The organism is Pseudoalteromonas sp. S4741, assembly GCF_005886135.1.
In the GTDB taxonomy this organism is placed as follows: Bacteria; Pseudomonadota; Gammaproteobacteria; order Enterobacterales; family Alteromonadaceae; genus Pseudoalteromonas; species Pseudoalteromonas tetraodonis.
This window is the reverse complement of record NZ_PNCN01000057.1, coordinates 16473-35914: the sequence shown is the minus strand read 5'-3', so window position 1 is coordinate 35914 and position 19442 is coordinate 16473. Positions and strand designations below refer to the sequence as shown.

General features: G+C 41.8%; 14 protein-coding genes and 1 pseudogene. 8 read left to right on the top strand and 7 right to left on the bottom strand.

Going from position 1 to position 19442, the window contains the following annotated elements; genetic code table 11:
• Positions 1-162: 162 nt before the first annotated feature.
• The 5 genes from dapB to CWC30_RS09295 all read left to right on the top strand — a co-directional run bounded on the left by dapB (position 163) and on the right by CWC30_RS09295 (position 7450).
• Positions 163-960: a 4-hydroxy-tetrahydrodipicolinate reductase gene (gene dapB, locus CWC30_RS09315; protein ID WP_008463955.1), complete on the top strand. Its 798-nt coding sequence runs from the start codon at positions 163-165 to the stop codon at positions 958-960.
• Between the two features lie 362 nt (positions 961-1322).
• On the top strand, positions 1323-2459 hold the full coding sequence (gene carA / locus CWC30_RS09310; protein WP_036982376.1) for a glutamine-hydrolyzing carbamoyl-phosphate synthase small subunit: 1137 nt from the start codon (positions 1323-1325) through the stop codon (positions 2457-2459).
• Between the two features lie 16 nt (positions 2460-2475).
• Positions 2476-5694: a carbamoyl-phosphate synthase large subunit gene (gene carB, locus CWC30_RS09305; protein ID WP_036982378.1), complete on the top strand. Its 3219-nt coding sequence runs from the start codon at positions 2476-2478 to the stop codon at positions 5692-5694.
• A gap of 50 nt (positions 5695-5744) precedes the next feature.
• Entirely contained in the window at positions 5745-6221 is a 477-nt protein-coding gene (gene greA, locus CWC30_RS09300; protein WP_010388635.1) for a transcription elongation factor GreA, read from the top strand.
• A 170-nt stretch (positions 6222-6391) separates the two neighbouring features.
• Entirely contained in the window at positions 6392-7450 is a 1059-nt protein-coding gene (locus CWC30_RS09295) for a S66 family peptidase (RefSeq protein WP_069439609.1), read from the top strand.
• Positions 7451-7494: 44 nt separating this feature from the next.
• Here CWC30_RS09295 and CWC30_RS09290 read toward each other — a convergent pair whose 3' ends face one another.
• Entirely contained in the window at positions 7495-8151 is a 657-nt protein-coding gene (locus tag CWC30_RS09290) for a nitroreductase family protein (protein ID WP_069439608.1), read from the bottom strand.
• A gap of 126 nt (positions 8152-8277) precedes the next feature.
• Here CWC30_RS09290 and CWC30_RS09285 point away from each other — a divergent pair, with 126 nt between their 5' ends.
• The gene (locus CWC30_RS09285; RefSeq protein ID WP_069439695.1) at positions 8278-9219 is read left to right on the top strand and encodes a LysR family transcriptional regulator; all 942 of its coding nucleotides are present in this window, start codon (positions 8278-8280) and stop codon (positions 9217-9219) included.
• 20 nt (positions 9220-9239) lie between these two features.
• Here CWC30_RS09285 and CWC30_RS09280 read toward each other — a convergent pair.
• From CWC30_RS09280 to CWC30_RS09270, 3 genes and pseudogenes are all read right to left on the bottom strand, one after another.
• A pseudogene (locus CWC30_RS09280) lies at positions 9240-10131 on the bottom strand (dienelactone hydrolase family protein).
• Between the two features lie 128 nt (positions 10132-10259).
• A complete protein-coding gene (locus CWC30_RS09275) occupies positions 10260-13409 on the bottom strand; it encodes an efflux RND transporter permease subunit (protein ID WP_138626946.1) in 3150 nt (1049 codons plus the stop codon).
• A 3-nt stretch (positions 13410-13412) separates the two neighbouring features.
• Complete coding sequence (locus tag CWC30_RS09270; protein ID WP_138626945.1) at positions 13413-14588, bottom strand: efflux RND transporter periplasmic adaptor subunit; 1176 nt, start codon at positions 14586-14588, stop codon at positions 13413-13415.
• Positions 14589-14759: 171 nt separating this feature from the next.
• Here CWC30_RS09270 and CWC30_RS09265 point away from each other — a divergent pair, with 171 nt between their 5' ends.
• Positions 14760-15023 (top strand): YkgJ family cysteine cluster protein, encoded by a 264-nt coding sequence (locus CWC30_RS09265; protein WP_008109286.1) that lies wholly within the window; start codon positions 14760-14762, stop codon positions 15021-15023.
• A gap of 372 nt (positions 15024-15395) precedes the next feature.
• Here the strand turns inward: CWC30_RS09265 and CWC30_RS09260 are convergent, their stop codons facing one another.
• Positions 15396-17249, bottom strand: coding sequence for a TonB-dependent receptor plug domain-containing protein (locus CWC30_RS09260; protein WP_138626944.1), 1854 nt, complete (start codon positions 17247-17249; stop codon positions 15396-15398).
• 202 nt (positions 17250-17451) lie between these two features.
• Between CWC30_RS09260 and CWC30_RS09255 the strand changes: the two genes are divergently transcribed.
• Positions 17452-17958, top strand: coding sequence for a peptide-methionine (S)-S-oxide reductase (locus CWC30_RS09255; protein WP_036982396.1), 507 nt, complete (start codon positions 17452-17454; stop codon positions 17956-17958).
• 5 nt (positions 17959-17963) lie between these two features.
• Here CWC30_RS09255 and CWC30_RS09250 read toward each other — a convergent pair whose 3' ends face one another.
• Both CWC30_RS09250 and CWC30_RS09245 read right to left on the bottom strand, forming a co-directional pair.
• Positions 17964-18776, bottom strand: a complete 813-nt coding sequence (locus tag CWC30_RS09250) for a hypothetical protein (RefSeq protein ID WP_033103309.1) — start codon at positions 18774-18776, stop codon at positions 17964-17966.
• Positions 18777-18841: 65 nt separating this feature from the next.
• Entirely contained in the window at positions 18842-19393 is a 552-nt protein-coding gene (locus CWC30_RS09245) for a DUF4136 domain-containing protein (RefSeq protein ID WP_036982398.1), read from the bottom strand.
• Between the last annotated feature and the right edge of the window lie 49 nt (positions 19394-19442).

Below are 19442 nucleotides of genomic sequence, written 5' to 3'. Positions count from 1 at the left end.
AAACCTCGCGCCACGATTAAACCGCTCCTAGTTTAAACAAATTTTAATCCGCAAAGGTCAACAGACCCTAAAATAATCGAAGCTTTTTAATAAGCTTTCCTGACTATTACATGAGTTTTAGATAAAATCTAGCTAACTAAAAAATACATAGGTTGTAAAAAGATGAATCGAGTAGGTGTGTTTGGTGCGAATGGCCGTATGGGATTGGCACTTGTAGAAGCAGCAACAATCAATAAAAATTCACAATTAGCGGCGGCCTATGTGCGCAGTCAGTCACCATTATTAGACCTGCCAGTTAATCAGCTTAATAGCGCAGCGGCAAAAGAGATTAAGTTTAGCAGTGAACAGCAGGTTGAAAATGTAGATGTGCTTATAGACTTTACTTTGCCTGAAGGCATGAGAAATCATTTAAAAACAGCCGTTGAGCAAAAAACACCTATGGTAATTGGCACCACCGGCTTAACTCATGACGATATGGCGCTATTAACGGATGCCGCTAAACATATTCCGATTGTATTTGCGCGTAATTATAGCGTGGGCGTAAATTTACTGCTTAACTTAGTGCAAACGGCAGCGACAAAACTAGGTGATGATTTAGATATAGAAATTTTTGAAGCACATCATCGTCATAAAATTGATGCGCCATCGGGCACTGCACTTGCCATTGGCGAGTCGATTGCTCAGGCAAAAGGGTGGGATCATGATGAGGTTGCCGTTTATGATCGCAACAATATAGAGCAGGCCAAATCACAAAATGAAATTGGTTATTCGGTGCTAAGAGGCGGTGATATAGTAGGTGAACACACGGCCTACTTCGCTACAATGGGCGAAAGACTTGAATTAACCCATAAAGCAAGTTCGCGAATGACCTTCGCGCTAGGTGCTATAAGAGCTGCGCAGTGGTTGAAAAATAAACCCGCAGGACTTTATGACATGCAAGATGTGCTAGATTTAAAGTAGTTAAGTTCTTTTTTTAAAGCTTTGAGGTGATTTTTTGCTATAACCACTTATTTATTACAATTTACTAATTAGCGTTAGACCTAAAAGCCAACTTCATGTAGAATGCAGCCAATTTGCCAAAAATTACTAAATGCGTGTTTCCAATTATACTCATATGGTTAGCAAAACCGGGGTTTGTGTGGGAATGAAAAGAGTTTTAGGCAAGAAAAATGAATGAAGGTTTAGTGGTTTACATCGGCATCATTTAAGACTGCGTAAAACAATTTAAGCTCACAGAAATCAGGCTTTGACCAATTATCTGAGTATTGGCGGGGTGTTAAGCAATTTGCTTACTCCCGTTTTTTACTGTTAGGAGGTTTAACTTGACTAAATCCGCTCTGTTAGTCCTAGAAGACGGCACAGTGTTTCGCGGTACTGCAATCGGCGCTGACGGCATGTCAGTCGGTGAAGTAGTATTCAATACGTCTATGACTGGTTATCAAGAAATTTTGACTGATCCATCGTACGCGGAACAAATCGTAACTTTGACGTACCCACATATCGGTAATACGGGTACCAACAGCGAAGACGAAGAAGCGAGTCATATTTGGGCTAAAGGCCTAGTGATCCGTGATTTGCCACTGCTAGCGAGTAATTTTCGTAACGAGCAATCGTTAGATGATTACTTAAAAGAACGTAATATTTTAGGTATTGCGGACATCGACACCAGAAAACTAACCCGTATTTTGCGTGATAAAGGCGCACAAAATGGCTGTATTGTTGCCGGTGACGAACTAGACGAGAAAAAAGCGCTTGAAGCTGCGCAAGCCTTCCCAGGCTTAAAAGGCATGGATTTAGCAAAAGTTGTCTCAACCAAGGAAAATTTCCAGTGGCGCGAATCAAGCTGGACATTAGGTGAAGGGTTTAAAACCTTACACGCTGATGATGAAAAGTTTCATGTTGTTGCCTACGACTTCGGTGTTAAACGTAATATTTTACGTATGCTTGTAGATCGTGGTTGTAAACTAACGGTTGTACCCGCACAAACCTCTGCCGCTGACGTACTAGCCTTAAACCCAGATGGTATTTTCTTATCAAATGGCCCTGGCGATCCTGAGCCATGTACTTATGCCATTGATGCAATTAAAACCTTTTTAGAAACCGACACGCCAATTTTTGGTATTTGTTTAGGGCATCAACTACTAGCGCTTGCCTCAGGTGCTAAAACAGTAAAAATGAAGTTTGGCCACCATGGTGGTAACCACCCAGTTAAAGATCTTGACCGTGATGTTGTAATGATCACCGCACAAAACCATGGTTTTGCTGCAGATGAAGCCACATTACCAGATAACTTACGTGCAACGCATAAATCGTTATTTGACGGCACATTGCAAGGTATTCATCGTACAGATAAACCAGCGTTTAGCTTCCAAGGTCACCCTGAAGCGAGTCCTGGTCCGCATGATGCAGCCCCATTATTTGACCACTTCATCGATTTGATGCAAGCGCGTAACCACTAATTTAACCGGAGTAATAATGCCAAAACGTACCGACATAAAAAGCATTCTTATCTTAGGCGCAGGCCCAATTGTAATTGGTCAAGCTTGTGAATTTGACTACTCTGGTGCTCAAGCGTGTAAAGCACTAAGAGAAGAAGGCTATCGAGTTATACTCGTTAACTCAAACCCAGCCACTATTATGACTGACCCAGAAATGGCCGATGCAACATACATCGAACCAATTCACTGGGAAGTGGTAGAAAAAATCATTGAAAAAGAAAAGCCAGATGCTGTCCTGCCTACAATGGGTGGCCAAACAGCATTAAACTGTGCGCTTGATTTAGACAAGCATGGTGTATTGGCTAAGCATGGCGTTGAGCTTATTGGCGCAACGGCTGATGCAATCGATAAAGCAGAAAACCGCGAGCGTTTTGATGTTGCTATGCGTAACATCGGCCTAGAATGTCCACGTGCTGAAATTGCCCATTCAATGGATGAAGCGCGCGATACTATGAGCCGTATTGGCTTACCGTGTATTATTCGTCCTTCTTTCACAATGGGCGGCACCGGTGGCGGTGTGGCTTACAACATGGAAGAGTTTGAAGAAATCTGTGAGCGCGGTTTAGACCTTTCACCAACCAGCGAGTTATTAATTGATGAATCGTTAATTGGTTGGAAAGAATACGAAATGGAAGTTGTTCGTGACAAAAAAGACAACTGCATCATCGTTTGTTCTATTGAAAACTTTGACCCAATGGGTGTGCACACAGGTGACTCAATCACGGTTGCGCCAGCACAAACATTAACCGATAAAGAATACCAAATCATGCGTAATGCCTCTATGGCCGTATTGCGTGAAATTGGTGTTGAAACTGGCGGTTCAAACGTACAATTTGGTGTAAATCCAGTTGATGGCCGTATGGTTATCATTGAAATGAACCCACGTGTATCACGTTCATCGGCACTGGCGTCTAAAGCAACGGGTTTCCCTATTGCTAAAATCGCCGCTAAGTTAGCGGTAGGCTACACGTTAGATGAGCTTCAAAACGATATCACTGGTGGTAAAACCCCAGCATCGTTTGAACCGTCAATCGATTACGTGGTAACAAAAATTCCTCGCTTTAATTTTGAAAAATTTGCTGGTGCAAACGACCGTTTAACGACGCAAATGAAATCAGTGGGCGAAGTAATGGCGATTGGTCGTAACCAACAAGAGTCATTACAAAAAGCATTACGTGGTTTAGAAGTAGGCGCAACAGGCTTTAACCCAATTGTGGCACTTGATGACCCTAAAGCAAAAGAAAAAATCATTCGTGAATTACGTGAGCCAGGTGCAGAGCGTATTTGGTACATTGCCGATGCAATGCGTCATGGTATGAGTGTTGAAGATGTGTTCGAACTGACTAAGATTGACCCTTGGTACTTAGTACAAATTGAAGATATCTTAAAAGACGAAGCTAAAATTTCAGAAGTCGGTATGGCCGGCTTAAATGCAGACTTCTTGCGTAAACTTAAACGCAAAGGGTTTGCCGATCCGCGTATTGCAGAAATTGCCGGTGTGTCAGAAGCTGAAATCCGTAAAAAGCGTCATCAACTCAATATTGTGCCTGTGTACAAGCGCGTTGATACGTGCGCTGCCGAATTTAGCTCAGACACGGCTTACATGTACTCATCTTACGATGAAGAGTGTGAAGCTAACGCATCTGACCGTGATAAAATCATGGTGATTGGTGGCGGTCCTAACCGTATCGGCCAAGGTATTGAATTTGATTACTGTTGTGTACACGCAGCCCTTGCGCTTCGTGAAGACGGTTACGAAACTATTATGGTTAATTGTAACCCTGAAACGGTATCTACCGATTACGATACGTCAGACCGTTTATACTTCGAACCAATTACACTTGAAGACGTACTAGAAATTGTACGTGTTGAAAAGCCAAAAGGCGTTATCGTACAGTACGGTGGTCAAACACCACTTAAACTAGCGCGCGAGCTTGAAGCGAACGGCGTGCCAGTAATTGGTACTTCGCCAGATGCGATTGACCGTGCAGAAGACCGTGAACGCTTCCAACAACTTGTTGAGCGTTTAGACCTACTGCAGCCTGAAAATGCGACGGTTACCTCTACTGAAGAAGCACTACTTAAATCAGCTGAGATTGGTTTCCCACTGGTAGTACGTCCTTCGTACGTATTAGGTGGTCGTGCGATGGAAATTGTATACGATGAGCAAGACTTACGTCGTTATATGACCGAAGCTGTATCTGCATCAAATGAAGCACCCGTGTTACTTGACCGTTTCTTAGATAACGCAATCGAAGTTGACGTTGATGCTATCTGTGATGGCGAGCAAGTCATCATCGGCGGCATCATGGAGCATATTGAACAAGCAGGCGTTCACTCTGGTGACTCAGCGTGTTCATTACCAGCTCACTCGCTAACGCAAGAAGTACAAGATGTAATGCGTAAGCAAGTAACTGATATGGCCCTTGAGCTTGGCGTAGTTGGTTTGATGAATACACAGTTTGCGGTTAAAGATGGCAAAGTGTATTTAATCGAAGTAAATCCACGTGCAGCACGTACAGTTCCATTTGTATCTAAAGCGACGGGTGTAGCACTTGCAAAAGTTGCGGCACGTTGTATGGCAGGTCAATCTTTAGCAAGCCAAGGCATTACTAAAGAAGTGATTCCACCGTACTACAGCGTAAAAGAAGTGGTATTGCCATTTGCTAAGTTCCAAGGTGTGGATCCTATCCGTGGCCCAGAAATGCGCTCTACGGGTGAAGTAATGGGTGTTGGTGATACTTTCGCCGAAGCGTTCGCAAAAGCACAATTAGGTGCAAGCAACACTTTACCACGTGGTGGTCGCGCGTTACTATCTGTACGTAATAGCGATAAGCCACGTATTGTAGAACTAGCTAAAACCATGACAGACCTTGGTTTTGAGCTAGATGCAACAGGTGGAACAGCTGCTGCACTTGAAGATGCTGGAATTACGGTTCGCCGTGTAAATAAAGTATATGAAGGTCGTCCGCACATTCTTGATAGAATCAAAAATGGCGAGTATAGCTATATCGTTAATACCACCGAAGGTCGCCAAGCGATTGAAGATTCGAAGGTGTTACGTCGTGGTGCATTGCAGCACAAAACCAATTATACTACGACATTGAATGCGGCATTTGCTAACTGTACTGCTAACCAAGCAGATGACCGCAGTAAAGTGACGTCTGTTCAAGAACTACACCTGCGATTGAACTAAGGAAATGTGCCAAGGCCGTAACCACGGCCTTGGGATTAAGTGAGAAAAGTATGCAATCAATTCCAATGACAGTTCGTGGCGCAAAATTATTGCGCGATGAACTTAACGAATTAAAAACTGTTACCCGTCCAAAAATTGTATCTGATATTGCTGATGCACGTGAGCACGGCGACTTAAAAGAAAATGCTGAGTATCACGCTGCGCGTGAGCAACAGGGTTTTTGTGAAGGCCGTATTCAAGAAATTGAAGCAAAACTTTCAAACATGCAGATGATTGACGTAACAAAGATGCCTAATACAGGTAAAGTGATTTTTGGTACTACAGTAACCATCGTTAATGTTGAAACCGACGCTGAAGTTAAATATCAGATTGTTGGCGATGATGAAGCAGATATTAAAAGTAATTTAATCTCTGTTAATTCACCAATTGCTCGCGGCTTAATTGGTAAACAAGCGGATGACGCTGTGATTATCAAAACGCCAAAAGGTGATGTAGAGTACGAAATCATTGAGGTTGAGTATATTTAATTAGTTAACTCACTTTAACGTTTTATAAAAACCAGTGCTTAGTAATAAGCACTGGTTTTTTTATGCTTGGCTTTTATATTTGATTTAAATACCGGTCAATTATTATTCATTGTTTGTAAATGTAGGCTATGTTGTTATGGTAGTAACCTATTCTTCAATAAGGAAATAATATGGCAAATATACTGTATCCAGCACCTTTAAAAATGGGATCTAAAATCGCCGTGTGTTCTTTATCAGCGGGGATCAAATCAAAATATCACCCACGGTTAGACATCGTCATTAACGGCTTAAAACAAAGAGGTTATGAGGTTGTTGAGGGGGAGTTTTTACGTCAAAACGAACCGCGAACTCAGCTAACAGCCAAGCAGCATGCCAAGCAACTAATGGACTTTTTATTAGATGATGAAATAGATGCGATTATGCCGCCAATGGGCGGAGAGCTGGCAATGGAAATATTGCCGTTACTTGATTTTGGCGCAATTAAAAATGCCAAACCTAAATGGTTAGTCGGTTATTCAGATGTCAGCACGATTGCCTGTGCACTGACAGCAAAATGTAATTGGGCAACACTGCATAGCGCCAATTTAATTCAGTTACACCCCGATGAAAAAGACCCATATTGTTTACAAATTTTTGAAAGTCTAAGCTATGAGGCTAATAGTGAGTTTGAGCAAGCCCCCTCTGTTTATCACCAGCATAGTAAACCTGATTATGCACATAACCCAAACGCATTATTTGATCACAGCGTGCCCACCCAATGGCAATGTTTAAATTACACCGATAAACGCAGTATCGAAATGTCAGGGCGATTGTTTGGTGGATGTCTTGATACGGTTGGACTGTTGCTCGATTCGCCTTTTTTGGCACTGCATGAGTTTAAAAAGCACAGTGCCTCGCAAGGTATTGTGCTTTATTTAGAAAGCGCAGAGCTCACGCCTGCGACGGTTGCACGGTTTTTATTATCACTCAAATTAGCCGGTATGTTTGATGATATAAACGGGGTGATTATTGGCCGCCATGTAACCTTACAGGGGCAAGATCTGGGGTTTGATTATCGCCAAGGCTTAAATGCCGCTTTTGGCGGGTGTTTATTTCCGGTGATCATTGATGCCGATATTGGTCACATCCCTCCTAATTTAAATTTAATCAATGGAGCTTTATGCACTGTTACCGCAGATGTTGATCAAGGCAAAGTTATTAGTGCGTCTGTGGTCACAAAACTAGCCTAATAAAGTAAGCTGCTCACTAACAATTTATAGTGAGCAGCTTTGACTTATAAAACCTGAATTACTTGTTCTTTGCTTAAACGTGATTTTGGCAGCTTAGCATTGTAGTCTTCTTCTGCATCATGGTAACCCAGCGCAAGTGCTACATCACACACATAGCCGTCTAATTCGCTTGCAAACTCTTCACCAATCAGCTGTGCATCAACGCCTTCCATCGGCGTGGTATCAATCCCCAAGCGCGCTGCTGCATGCATAGTATTGCCTAAAGCAATGTAGGTTTGTGCTTTGGTCCAGGCGGCATTATTACCTTGCTCATCGGTATTTAAATCAACAAACGCAAAAGCGCCAAAAGCTTGCTCGCGGTTTTCTTTTTGAGTTCTGCCATTCTTTATATCGGCATCAATTACGTGTCCGTAATCTTCACGAGTATATTGCGGATTATGAGCAAATAAAATAATGTGCGACGCCGCTTTAATGTGTGGCTGATTAAATTGAAACTTATTAGCAAAGGTAGTGTGCATACGCTCTTTTGCAGCGTCTGATTCAATCACTACAAATTTCCAAGGCTGCGAATTAATTGACGAAGGAGAAAGACGCATCGCGTCATACAATACCGCTAAATCGTCTTGAGAAATGTGCTTTGTCGCGTCGTAACGTTTAGCAGTATGGCGGCTTTCAAGGTCGCGAATAATAGGGTGAGTCATAGTCTCTCCATAATAAAAAGGGCTAATAAACAGTGTTCACTGAGTGTATTAGCAACATAATACAATTTGCTTTATTTAAAATAAACAGCATAATTATTGAATTATTATCAAATAAAAATAGATAATATGCAGATTAATGACTTAAAACTGATTTTAAAAGTAGCAGAGTGTCGAAGTATTACTTTAGCTGCTGCTAAGTTAGATATGCGCACAGCAACCGCCAGTGCGGCTATTAAGCGCGTAGAATCAGCCCTTGGCTGTGAATTATTTATTAGAACAACTCGGCACTTGCGTTTATCCAGTGCAGGGGAGCGATACATACCCCAATGCGAACAAGCGCTGGCTGTACTTGAAACGGCGAGGCAAAACCTCAAAGGAGAACATGATGCTATTGAGGGAGAATTGCGGGTGGCTACTTCATCTGATTTAGGGCGCAACCTAGTGATCCCCTGGATTGATGACATTATGGATAGGTACCAAAGTGTGAGCTTGCGTACGCACATTAGCGATAGCAATATCGATTTTTTTCGTGATTCGGTTGATATTGCACTGCGTTATGGCTCCCCAAGTGATAGCAGTGTTTATGGATTTAAAATTTGCAACGTACCGCGACTACTCTGTGCTACACCTACCTATTTAGCTAAATATGGTGAGCCAGAACACCCTGATGATTTAGCGCAGCATCAAGGGTTATTTTATCAGCTGCAAGGTATTATCAATAATGTATGGGAGTTTACCGATGGCCAAAAAAAATACAAAGTAAAAATGCAGGGCAGACGTGCCTCAAACGATGGCGATTTAGTCAGGCGTTGGTGTTTAGCAGGCAAAGGTTTAGCGATTAAATCGGCGTTAGATATTGCCGATGACTTATTAAATAAACGCGTTGTGACTGTGATGCCTAACTATCAGCACACCCAAGGGGAGCTGTGGCTTATTTGCCCAAGCCGACAATCGATTACTCCCGCTGTACGACTACTACGCGATGTGTGCAGAGAAAAAACCGCTCACTTATTGAACCAGCTAGTAAAGCAGGGAATTGTTGATAAACGTGTATTAATTAACGAGTAACAAATTCACGCTTAGTAATGTTAACTTAAGTGGTTATTAAAAAACGCTAATGTACGCTGCCATGCAAGTTCGGCATTTTTTTCATCGTAGCGGCCAGTTGAATCGTTATGAAAACCATGATTTTCGCCTTCGCACATGTGCATAGTGTAATCAACATTGTTAGCTTTTAAGCTCTGCTCATATTCAGGCCATGTGGCGTTAACGCGTTTTTCAAGCTCAGCTAACTGAATCATTAATGGCGCTTTAATGTTTTTATGTAAGCTTTCACTTGCAGGTGTACCATAAAAGGGCACGCCCGCAGTTAATAAATTACTGTCTACTGAGGCTAAATAGTTAACAATATAGCCACCAAAACAAAAACCAACGGCACCTAATTTACCATTACTATTTGGATGCGCCTTCAAAAAGTGCGCGGCGGCAACAAAATCATTTTGTATTTTAACGCGATCCATCGTGCGTTGCATGGCTCGACCTTCATCGTCGTTGCCTGGATAGCCACCTAGTGGGTATAACGCATCAGGTGCAAAAGCAATAAACCCGGCTTTAGCTAGTCGCCTTGCAACATCTTTTACATATGGATTTAAGCCGCGATTCTCGTGTACTACTAATACAACAGGTAGTTTGCCTTGTGTATTTGTTGGAATCACTAAGTAGCCTTTGCCTGAACCATGGCCATTAGGCGAATCAAATTTTTGGTAAGTGGCTTTTATGTCATCGTCGTTAAATGAGACTTGCTCGGCTTGTGCGTAATTAGGTAATAATGCACCTGTAAGCACCGTCATTGAAAAGCCCAATGCGGCTAAGCCACCAAGCTTTTTCATAAACGTGCGTCTATCAATTAAACCGTGAGCGTATTCGTCATACCAATCAAATGCTTCTTGAGGAAATGTGTTCGGACTGAGGGGAATTCATAGTTGTGCCTTATTTATTATGATTATTAAATACCATAACGTAAAAGGCATAAAAAACGAGCAGTTTAATGTATAAATAAAAAGCTCGGCATAATAATACCGAGCTTTTTGGTTGGGATTTTACTTAATTTAGTGATTTATCGTTGCTGGTTGGCCATCGACTAGGGCATCTTTACCGCGCCATTTGCGGATCAGGCGTTTTGCATCTTCAAGCGCAACATATTGACACGGTATAAGAATAAGCGTTATTACCGTGGCAAACAGCACACCAAAAGCGAGCGATACCGCCATCGGTATTACAATTTTTGCTTGTAAGCTGGTTTCCATAATAATCGGCATGACCCCAATAAAGGTGGTGATTGAAGTTAGTAATATGGCTCTAAAGCGACGTGCACCGGCTTGCATTACCGCTTGTTTTATTGCCACACCTTCAGCACGCGCTTTGTTTACAAAATCTACCATCACGAGTGAGTCATTAACCACCACACCGGCTACCGCAATAATGCCAAACATCGATAAGCTGCTCATGGTCATACCTAGTACCATGTGGCCAAACATGGCACCAACCACACCAAATGGAATGACCGACATAATAATTAATGGTTGCGAGTAAGAGCGCAGAGGAATGGCCAATAATGCAAAAATTATGATCATCGATAGCGCAAAGTCACGTAATTGCTCATCAGCGCTATCCATTTCCTCTTGAATACGACCAGCCACATTACTTTGCACCCCTGGATAGTTTTTAAGTAATGAAGGTAAGTACTCATCACGAATTTGTTGTGCAATCGCAAATGGCTCTACTTGGTCAGTATTTACCGCAGCCCATACGTTTACTGTGCGTTTTGAATTTTCACGGCGAATACGATTAACCCCATCAACTAATGAAATATTAGCAACTTCACTTAATGGTACTTCAGCGCCTGTGGGGGTGATAATACGTACGCTGTCAATATCGCTGATTGAGTTACGCTCATCTTCTGGGTAGCGGATCATCACTTTGATTTCTTCACCTTCGCGAAGAATACGTTGTGCTTCTAAACCGTAATAACTAAAGCTCACTTGTGAGGCCACATCGGCAAGGGTAAGCCCCATGCTGTAAGCAAGTGGTTTTAAATCTAGCTGTACTTCATCGGTAGCGCTTTGCATTGAGTCATTAACATCGCCTACGCCTTCCATACTTTGCAACTTGGTTTTAAGTTTACCAGCGACTTCTTTAAGTACTTGTGCATTTTTACCTTCGAGTTTAAAGCTTACATCGCCATCGTCTCGACCCCCGTTCATAATACTGTCTTGAATGGTTAGGGTTTTAACGCCCGGTAAGTTAGGCATTTGTTCGCGCCATAATGCACTCAGTGCAAAGGTATCAATGGGGCGCAGGTCGGGTTCAACTAAAATAGCCATAATGTTTGCTTGCGTTCGCCCACGTAAACTAACTGATAAATCGTGGATCATCGGTTTACCGTATTGCTCTTTGAGCTGGTTATCAACGCTCAGTATTAGCTGCTCTATTTTTTTAGCTGTCTCAAGCGTTGCTTGCTCAGAAGACGCTAAGTTCATTTCTATATCAATGCGTGGAAAATCGTGCGGTATTTTAGGGTTAGGCACAAATTTAACTAAACCACCGGCAAACATTCCCGCACTGACAATCAGTAAACACATAAAACCGACAATTACGGTATAGCGATAATGAATGCAGCGGCCAACAAACGGGGTGTAGTAGTTATCAACAAAACTTTTTAGGCCGTTATCCATTACTTTACGTGCACGGTGAAGCGGGTTTTTTGGATTTGCTTTACGGTCTTTCATTGCCGCAATATGTGCCGGCAAAATAAGTTTTGATTCAATCAGTGAGAAAATTAAACATAAAATAATCACCCCACCAATGGCTTTAGAAAAAGCCGCACTTGGGCCTGTGGCAAGAGTTTGCGGTAAAAATGCCGCAATAGTGGTAAGTACGCCAAATGTTGCTGGCATTGCCACGCGCTTTACGCCGCGTACTACGTTATCGAGTGTATGGCCATGTTTTTCTATTTCAGCACTAGCAGATTCGCCCACAACAATGGCGTCATCAACCACTATCCCAAGCACCAGTATAAAGGCAAATAACGAGGCTAAGTTAATGGTGACATCTAAAAAGCCAATTGGCATAAACAAAAAGGCACCTAAAAATGACACAGGTAAACCCATCATTACCCAAAAAGCTAAACGTAATGGTAAAAACAGCGCTAATACCAACATAACTAGTAAGCCACCCCAAATCATATTGTCGACCATCATATCGAGGCGACCTTCGAGGTAGTAAGTTAAATCAACAATAGGAGAGAGCTTAACACCTGCAGGCAGTTGCGATTCTTTTTCAGCCATATAGGTTTTAAGTACTTTAGCAACATCGGTAATATCTTGATCTTTGGAGGCGTTTACTTCAAACGACAATGAGTTTTTACCATTGTATTTTGAGTATTGTAGGCCTTCTTCAAAGCCATCATTTATAGTGGCAACATCACCTAAATATACTTGCGCGCCATCGGCAAGGGTGATCAGCGGTAGCTTTGCAAACTCGCTACCACGGTAGGCTTGTTTCTCAACGCGCATTGAAATATAGCCATTTTCAGAGCGAATTTGCCCAGCTGACATATTGGCAGAAAAGCTTTGCACTGCACTGGCAATATCTCTAAACGTTAATCCATAAGCACGCAGTTTATCAGGGCTTACTTCAATACCAATTTCGTAATTAAGGCCACCATTAAAGTTAACTAAATTAATATTAGGTAGTGCCTGAAGCTCGTCTTTTATATCGTTTCCGAGCTCTTTAAGTTGGTAGTTACTCATGTCACCGTAAAGCGCAAGTATCATTACTTCTTGTTTGTACTTATCGCGACGAACAATAGGGCGCTCCATACCCGCAGGAAACGTATTAATTGAATCTACTTGTACTTTAATTTCATCGAGTACTTCTTGCGGATCAAACTGCTCTTCTATTTCAATCCATGCTTGTGAAGAGCCTCTATTGGAGTAGGTGATAAGGCGCTTTATTCCCTCTATACCCTCAAGGTTCTCCTCGACTTTTATGGTAATGCCCTCCTCAACCTCTTGCGGGGCTGCGCCAGGGTATACCGCGGAGACACTGATCCAGTTACTTTCAAATTGTGGAAACATTTGTTTGCGAATAGTAAACGCCGTTAAAATGCCACCAATAAGTATAAATATCATCAATAGATTTGCTGCAACAGGGTTGCGCGCAAACCATGCAATTAGGCCTTTTTCACGTGTAGACATAAGTTACTCCTGTTTCAATGCAAGTTGAGTAACGTCTGGGGTTGTTACAACGTCTTCAATTTTTACCGCCATTCCCTCGGTAGGGTATTCAAGGGCAGAAGTAATTAGCTGTTCACCGTCATTAAGCCCTTGGTCTGCGATCACCATGCCGTTTTGTTCACGTATAATATTGAGAGTTTTAAACGACAAGGTTAAATCGTCGTTTAATATCGCAATTTTATTTTCTTTGACTAAATGATGTGGCACAACAATGGCGTTATTAACTGCACGACCTTCTATGCTAGCGTTAACATAGGAGCCAAAACGCAATGGTTGAGTTTTGTTAGCATATGGGGTTGGTAATTGTGCCACTAAGTAGCTCATACGGCTTTTTTGATCTATCACCCCTTCACTGCGTACCACTTTAGCCTGCCATGTGGTTTCTTTGCCCGCGAACTGCGCACTAAATAACACTGTTGCACCAATGCCGCCATTATTTAAGTATTGCAGTTCTTTATCGGCAACCGGTAAACGTACTTCAGCGACCGAGGTGGCACTGAGTGAACCAAAGCTATTACCTGGATTTACAACAGAACCCAAACTAATGCTGCGTGCGTTAATAATCGCGTCGTAGGGGGCTTTAATATAAGTGCGTTCTAAATTACGTTTAGCACGTTTTACACTTGCTTGCGCTGAACGATAACGTGCCATTTTCTCTGCTAATTGCGGTTTACGTAAATACAACGCAGAAGCGGTGATATCGCTTGAGTCTGATTTAATGCGTTCCCATTCAGCTTTAGCAACATGTGCTTGAGCACGTTCAATCTCAAGCGCTGAACTTGCTTGGGCGAGCCCAGCCTGGGCTTCAATTAAATCAGCTTCGTAATCATTTGGGTCAATTCGTGCTAAAATATCCCCTTGCTTTACGAAGGCACCTTCAACAAATTGCCCTGCAACAGAAATAACTTGGCCACTTACCTGAGCAATCAGCTCAGTGCGGTCTTTAGGTTGCACAATACCGTACGATTTAACATCGAGAGTGATTGCATCAAGGTGAATAGGTTGTGCTGCAACCAATGGGCGAGTATCTTGTTCTGGTTTTTCTTCTGGTGGTTTTTTCATTGCTGAAAAGCCCGCCGCAAGGGCGATGCCACCAACAAGGACCGCGATAGGGAGTATTATTTGTTTTTTAGTCGCCACAGGGCATTCCTTCATAAATTGTGCTGATGGGCTAATGATACGCAATAAAGTGTTTACAGTGTGTTTGAAGATGTAACAAGTCATTGCATAATGCGGTTGCAAATAGAACAAATCGCTCTGTTTGTATGCAAAACAGCAACAATAGAATTGAAATTTATTACTGAGGTTATAATGAAAACACAATCAATGGCGTGCCGTTTAGGCTGTGGAGCATGTTGTATTGCACCAAGTATTAGCTCGCCAATACCGGGTATGCCAAATGGTAAAAAGGCCGGAGAACGTTGTATTCAGCTAGATGAGCGTAATTTATGTAAGCTATTTGGTGATGAGTCGCGCCCTAAAGTGTGTAGTGATTTTAGCGCCACTTTAGATGTATGCGGGACAACCAATGAACATGCATTAACGTTAATTACAGAATTAGAGCAATTAACCTAATTTATTGTATTAAATACACATATATTTACAATTTATACGCTTGAAAAGTGTAGACACGTACTTTTTGTTTCTAAAAGTAGTACTAAGAGAGTGCAAAGAGACACTGCGCTTTAAGAGTAAGTGACTTAGACACAAAATCACTTGGTTTAGTGAGTCGTGTTTTTCTCACTTTCTTCTCATTCAATCCTCTTTGTTCATACCGTTTTTAATGATAAATGCACAAAGAGAGCGAAGAGGCGCTGGGCTTTTAGAGTACGTAAAGTAGGGTGAGCTGTGGTATAAAATTTTTAAGTCAGTTTGTTGCTAGTCTGTTTATTATTTCAATTTAAAAAACACGCTCAGCGTGGGATACACCCTCGCCGAGCTAAATTGTTACCAGCTATACGTGGCGCTTAGCGTATATTGCTCACCGCGACCCGGCGTGCCTGGAATTTCTTCAAACGACTCATCCCACAAGTTATCAGCTGCAAGACTGATAAAGAAGTTAGGCAGGGCTGGTGGAGTTATTTTTACTGTCAGTTGAGTAAATAACGCCTCGTCACCTGAACGACGTAGCGCATTGTTATGCTGTTTACGCCATTCATTATCTACTCGAAACTCTAACATATCCGTCGGGTTCCAAATTGCACCGAGCGTTACACGATGATCAGGAAAGTTTAAGGCGTAAAAGCTAGCATCAATATTTTCAGCGCCGTAGGTTTCTGTTTTATGTAAGTAGGTATAGCTGGCAATAATTTCTGCGTTATCAAATTGCTTAGTGGCTAAAAACTCAAGGCCTGTGGTATCAATATCAACAGGCTGTGCAAATCGTGCTGAGCTTGAATTAAAGTTAAATGTCCAATCGGTTAGGTTGTTATCTTTACGATAAAAAAGCGCGGAATTAAGCTGCCAGCTATGTTGCTCAAGCAATAAGCCCAGCTCTAAATTTTTAGTGGTTTCGCGCTCAAGATTAGCGTTACTTCTGAACAACCCACCAGTCTCGCTGCCACCAATAGCAGTATAACCGGCTACTTGGCTTGCCTCAGCATAAGACAAATACAATGTACGCTCAGTGCCATCGTTATTTTGGGTATTTAAACTAACATCACCAATTAACGATAGCTCAGAATCATCACGACTGGTGTTATCAAACGCAGCCCCTAAACGCAACGTTAGTTGCTGGTTGCTTGCTAGTGCTGTTGTGTATTCAGGCAATACACTAAGCTTAAAGTAGTTACGTGAAGTAAAGTTATTTTCAAGGGTGGTGGAGTCAATACTGTCTTCTATATATTGCGCCGAGTAATTAACCGCAACTGACTTTGTTTGCGTATGACGACCTGAAATAGCCAGTGATGTTACTTGTGTTTCATGAAATGCTTGGAACGCGCTTGGGTTCTCTCTTGAATAAACATAATGGTCGTTATGCTTGCGGTAATAAGCCGATACTTCAAATTCACTGTTGGTAGCATAGGCTTGCTTATGGTTGAGCATCCATAATTGGGTTTCTAAGTCTTCGGTTTCATTTACACCAAAGGGGGTATAAAGGTTTGGCCAACCAAAAAACTTTTCTTGTAAGCCGTAAAATAAATCAGTTTGTGAATCGCTCCCGGTTAACTGCACTCTTCCAGAAGTACGGGTAAAGTCATGATCGCCAAAATCAATTGAACCATCACTTTGTGAGTGCGAATATTCACCTTCAAAACCAATACGCCAATTAGCGTTTGCTTCAATTGGAGTACTCACACCTGCATGAATTGTTTGTAGGTTAAAGTCATTTGAGCCAGCGCCCAAAGAGACACTGCCACCCGTTGTTATTGGTTTCCAAGTAAACGACACAGTACCTACCGAGCTATTCATGCCATAAAGTGCATTATCGGCTCCGGTTAATACGCTGGCACCCGTTAGCATTTGTGGTGCAATAGGAATTTCTGCAAAGTAGTGACCAGACTGCGGGTCTAGTAGAGTTGCACTGCCGACTCTAAAGCCGGTATTTTCAAAAATACCACCGCGTATCGTTACATCAGCTTGTGCTTCAGCCATATTGCGTGATTGCAAGTCAACACGCGGGTCGTACTCTAAATTTGAAATAGGCGAATCAAATGTACCAACAGGTAATGTATTGGCGGTGGGTGACGCCTCAATTGTTATTTGTTCTATGGTTGCTGTTTCTTTACTCTGCTCTGCATAAGCAACAGTTGAAATACTGGCTAGTACGGCCGGTATTATAAGGTGCGGGGCACGATTCATATCATTACTCTCATTTCATGCAATGGCGCTAACAATTAAATACCTATCATTTTTTATCACATGATAAGGTAAGTTCACTAAGCTAGGGTGATTTTGGGCGCTATTGTACATTAATGATAAAAAACTGCATTTGATAATCAAATCTAGCGTTACAAAATAGTAACTCTGCATCCTATAAGTTATTTACATTGGTCACTTTATTATGCAAACACAACAACCGAGCCATTCATTAAATCAGCACACACTTTATTTTGCAGGTGGTTGCTTATGGGGCGTGCAAGAATTTATGAAGTATTTACCTGGAGTAGTGACTACTGAGGCGGGGCGTGCCAATGGCACTAGTAACACAACACAAGGTGAATACGATGGCTATGCCGAATGCGTGAAAGTAACCTTTGATAGCCAAGAAGTGACCTTAAATGAATTAATCGGCTATTTTTTTGAAATTATTGACCCATACAGTATCAATAAACAAGGTAACGATGTAGGCGAAAAATACCGCACCGCCATTTTTAGCCAAGACAGTAATCATTTAAACATCGCCAGGGACTATATTAGCCAGCGGGACGATGCCAAAAAAATAGCGGTACAAGTAGCGCCATTGACTAATTATGTCCCTAGCGATCCCGAGCATCAAGACCGTTTAACCAATCACCCTGATGATTATTGCCATATCCCGCTTGATTTATTGCACAAGTATAAATCGTGATAGCTTTAAGGGTACTCAGGCCTTTCAAAACGATATAATTTGAACGAGCCAGTTTGAAGTGTTGTGCCTTTGTGGTTTGAGTACATATAGCCTTTAAGTTCTCGGTTGTCTTTATGAATAATTAGCTTATTTGCGAAAAGTGGGTGGCTGGTGGTTATTTCCAATATCCTCTCTTTTTCTTGAATATCTTGTGGCATAAAAGAGGTGCTAATTATGTCATTGGTCCCATTTGTAAAATAATTGAAATACGACTTTTTATTGGGGTGAAATTCAATACTTGCTAGTTCTTGCTTGCCGTCTAAATTTAATAATCCTACCCAAAAACCATGTAGGCCCGTCTTTTCTATAGCAGCTAACTCATCTATTTTAGAGCGGTATTTACCTATAAATGTACGAACGGTAGATTGCCCTTTTTGTTCTTCCAATCGGTACGTTTTTGACATTACAAAATTATCGTCTGCATTAGAATAAATTTCTAACACCTCGAATGAATTATCTAAAAAGGGGCTTAAAATCAATGTAAATTGCAGATGTTCTTTATTAGGGCTAACAAGTTTGATAGTGCAATTAATGCGACTGCATTTGATATCATTATTGCTAAACGCAATTGATTTATTTCTATAAAATGCATTGGCGATACTTGCTATTATTAAACGGTGTTCTCCGTTTTCTTTAATTTCCAGTACATTGTACTCAAAATGATCTTTATAAATTCCTTGCCATATACCAGGCTTTAACTGTAGTTGAGTGCCGTACGCATGGAACGCACAAAGCAGGGGTAAAAATAAGCTAAGGGTTAGGAGCTTTTTAAATGTCACCGAAAAATTCCTTTTCTCACAAAAAAGCCCGCGAGCCTGCGGGCTTTTTAAATATTAATTAAAACTTACTGCTGCTTTTTTGGCGGGAAGTTGCTTAAAATATTGGCAACCGTTTCTTTAATAGCGGCTTCACGTTGTGATGGTGTTTGTTTTTTCTTTAAACGACCATCTTTAGCACCACGCCAAATTAATTGGTTTGACTCACGATCAATAATATCGATAACTAACGTGCCTACTTCATACTCACGTGCACTTACATCGTGGTTAAAGCCTGTGCCCCAGTAACCCCAACGTGCACCGTAGCCTACGTTAAAGGTATCTACTTCTAGCTCTTTATCAACACTTGCATGGTAATTAACAAGTACATCAGCTTGCGCTACGTCAACCAATTGCATACCTAACTGTTGGCTTAGTTGGTTGTTTACCGCATTGCGAACGCGTTTTTCCATAAGGCCACTGATTTGGTAGTTATTCGTGTCTTTGGTTAGGCTCGCGTTTTCTACCCAAGCAAACGTTTTGTAGTTACTAAAGTTTGCTGATTTATCGTAATCCCAATCGGGCGTTTGTGTACAGGCGGTAAGTAGCGCCAGTGCTGCGACAATAAATATATGTTTCATACCGTTTGCTCCAATAAAGTGCGTTTGTTTAAACTACCATGGGCGAGGG

Excerpts from the sequence above, each read along its gene's own strand:
- CWC30_RS09260 (WP_138626944.1), bottom strand. The coding sequence starts at position 17,249 with ATGAATCGTGCCCCGCACCTTATAATACCGGCCGTACTAGCCAGTATT.
- CWC30_RS09275 (WP_138626946.1), bottom strand. The coding sequence starts at position 13,409 with ATGTCTACACGTGAAAAAGGCCTAATTGCATGGTTTGCGCGCAACCCT.
- CWC30_RS09295 (WP_069439609.1), top strand. The coding sequence starts at position 6,392 with ATGGCAAATATACTGTATCCAGCACCTTTAAAAATGGGATCTAAAATC.
- dapB (WP_008463955.1), top strand. The coding sequence starts at position 163 with ATGAATCGAGTAGGTGTGTTTGGTGCGAATGGCCGTATGGGATTGGCA.
- greA (WP_010388635.1), top strand. The coding sequence starts at position 5,745 with ATGCAATCAATTCCAATGACAGTTCGTGGCGCAAAATTATTGCGCGAT.
- carB (WP_036982378.1), top strand. The coding sequence starts at position 2,476 with ATGCCAAAACGTACCGACATAAAAAGCATTCTTATCTTAGGCGCAGGC.
- CWC30_RS09245 (WP_036982398.1), bottom strand. The coding sequence starts at position 19,393 with ATGAAACATATATTTATTGTCGCAGCACTGGCGCTACTTACCGCCTGT.
- CWC30_RS09285 (WP_069439695.1), top strand. The coding sequence starts at position 8,278 with ATGCAGATTAATGACTTAAAACTGATTTTAAAAGTAGCAGAGTGTCGA.
- CWC30_RS09290 (WP_069439608.1), bottom strand. The coding sequence starts at position 8,151 with ATGACTCACCCTATTATTCGCGACCTTGAAAGCCGCCATACTGCTAAA.
- CWC30_RS09255 (WP_036982396.1), top strand. The coding sequence starts at position 17,452 with ATGCAAACACAACAACCGAGCCATTCATTAAATCAGCACACACTTTAT.
- CWC30_RS09265 (WP_008109286.1), top strand. The coding sequence starts at position 14,760 with ATGAAAACACAATCAATGGCGTGCCGTTTAGGCTGTGGAGCATGTTGT.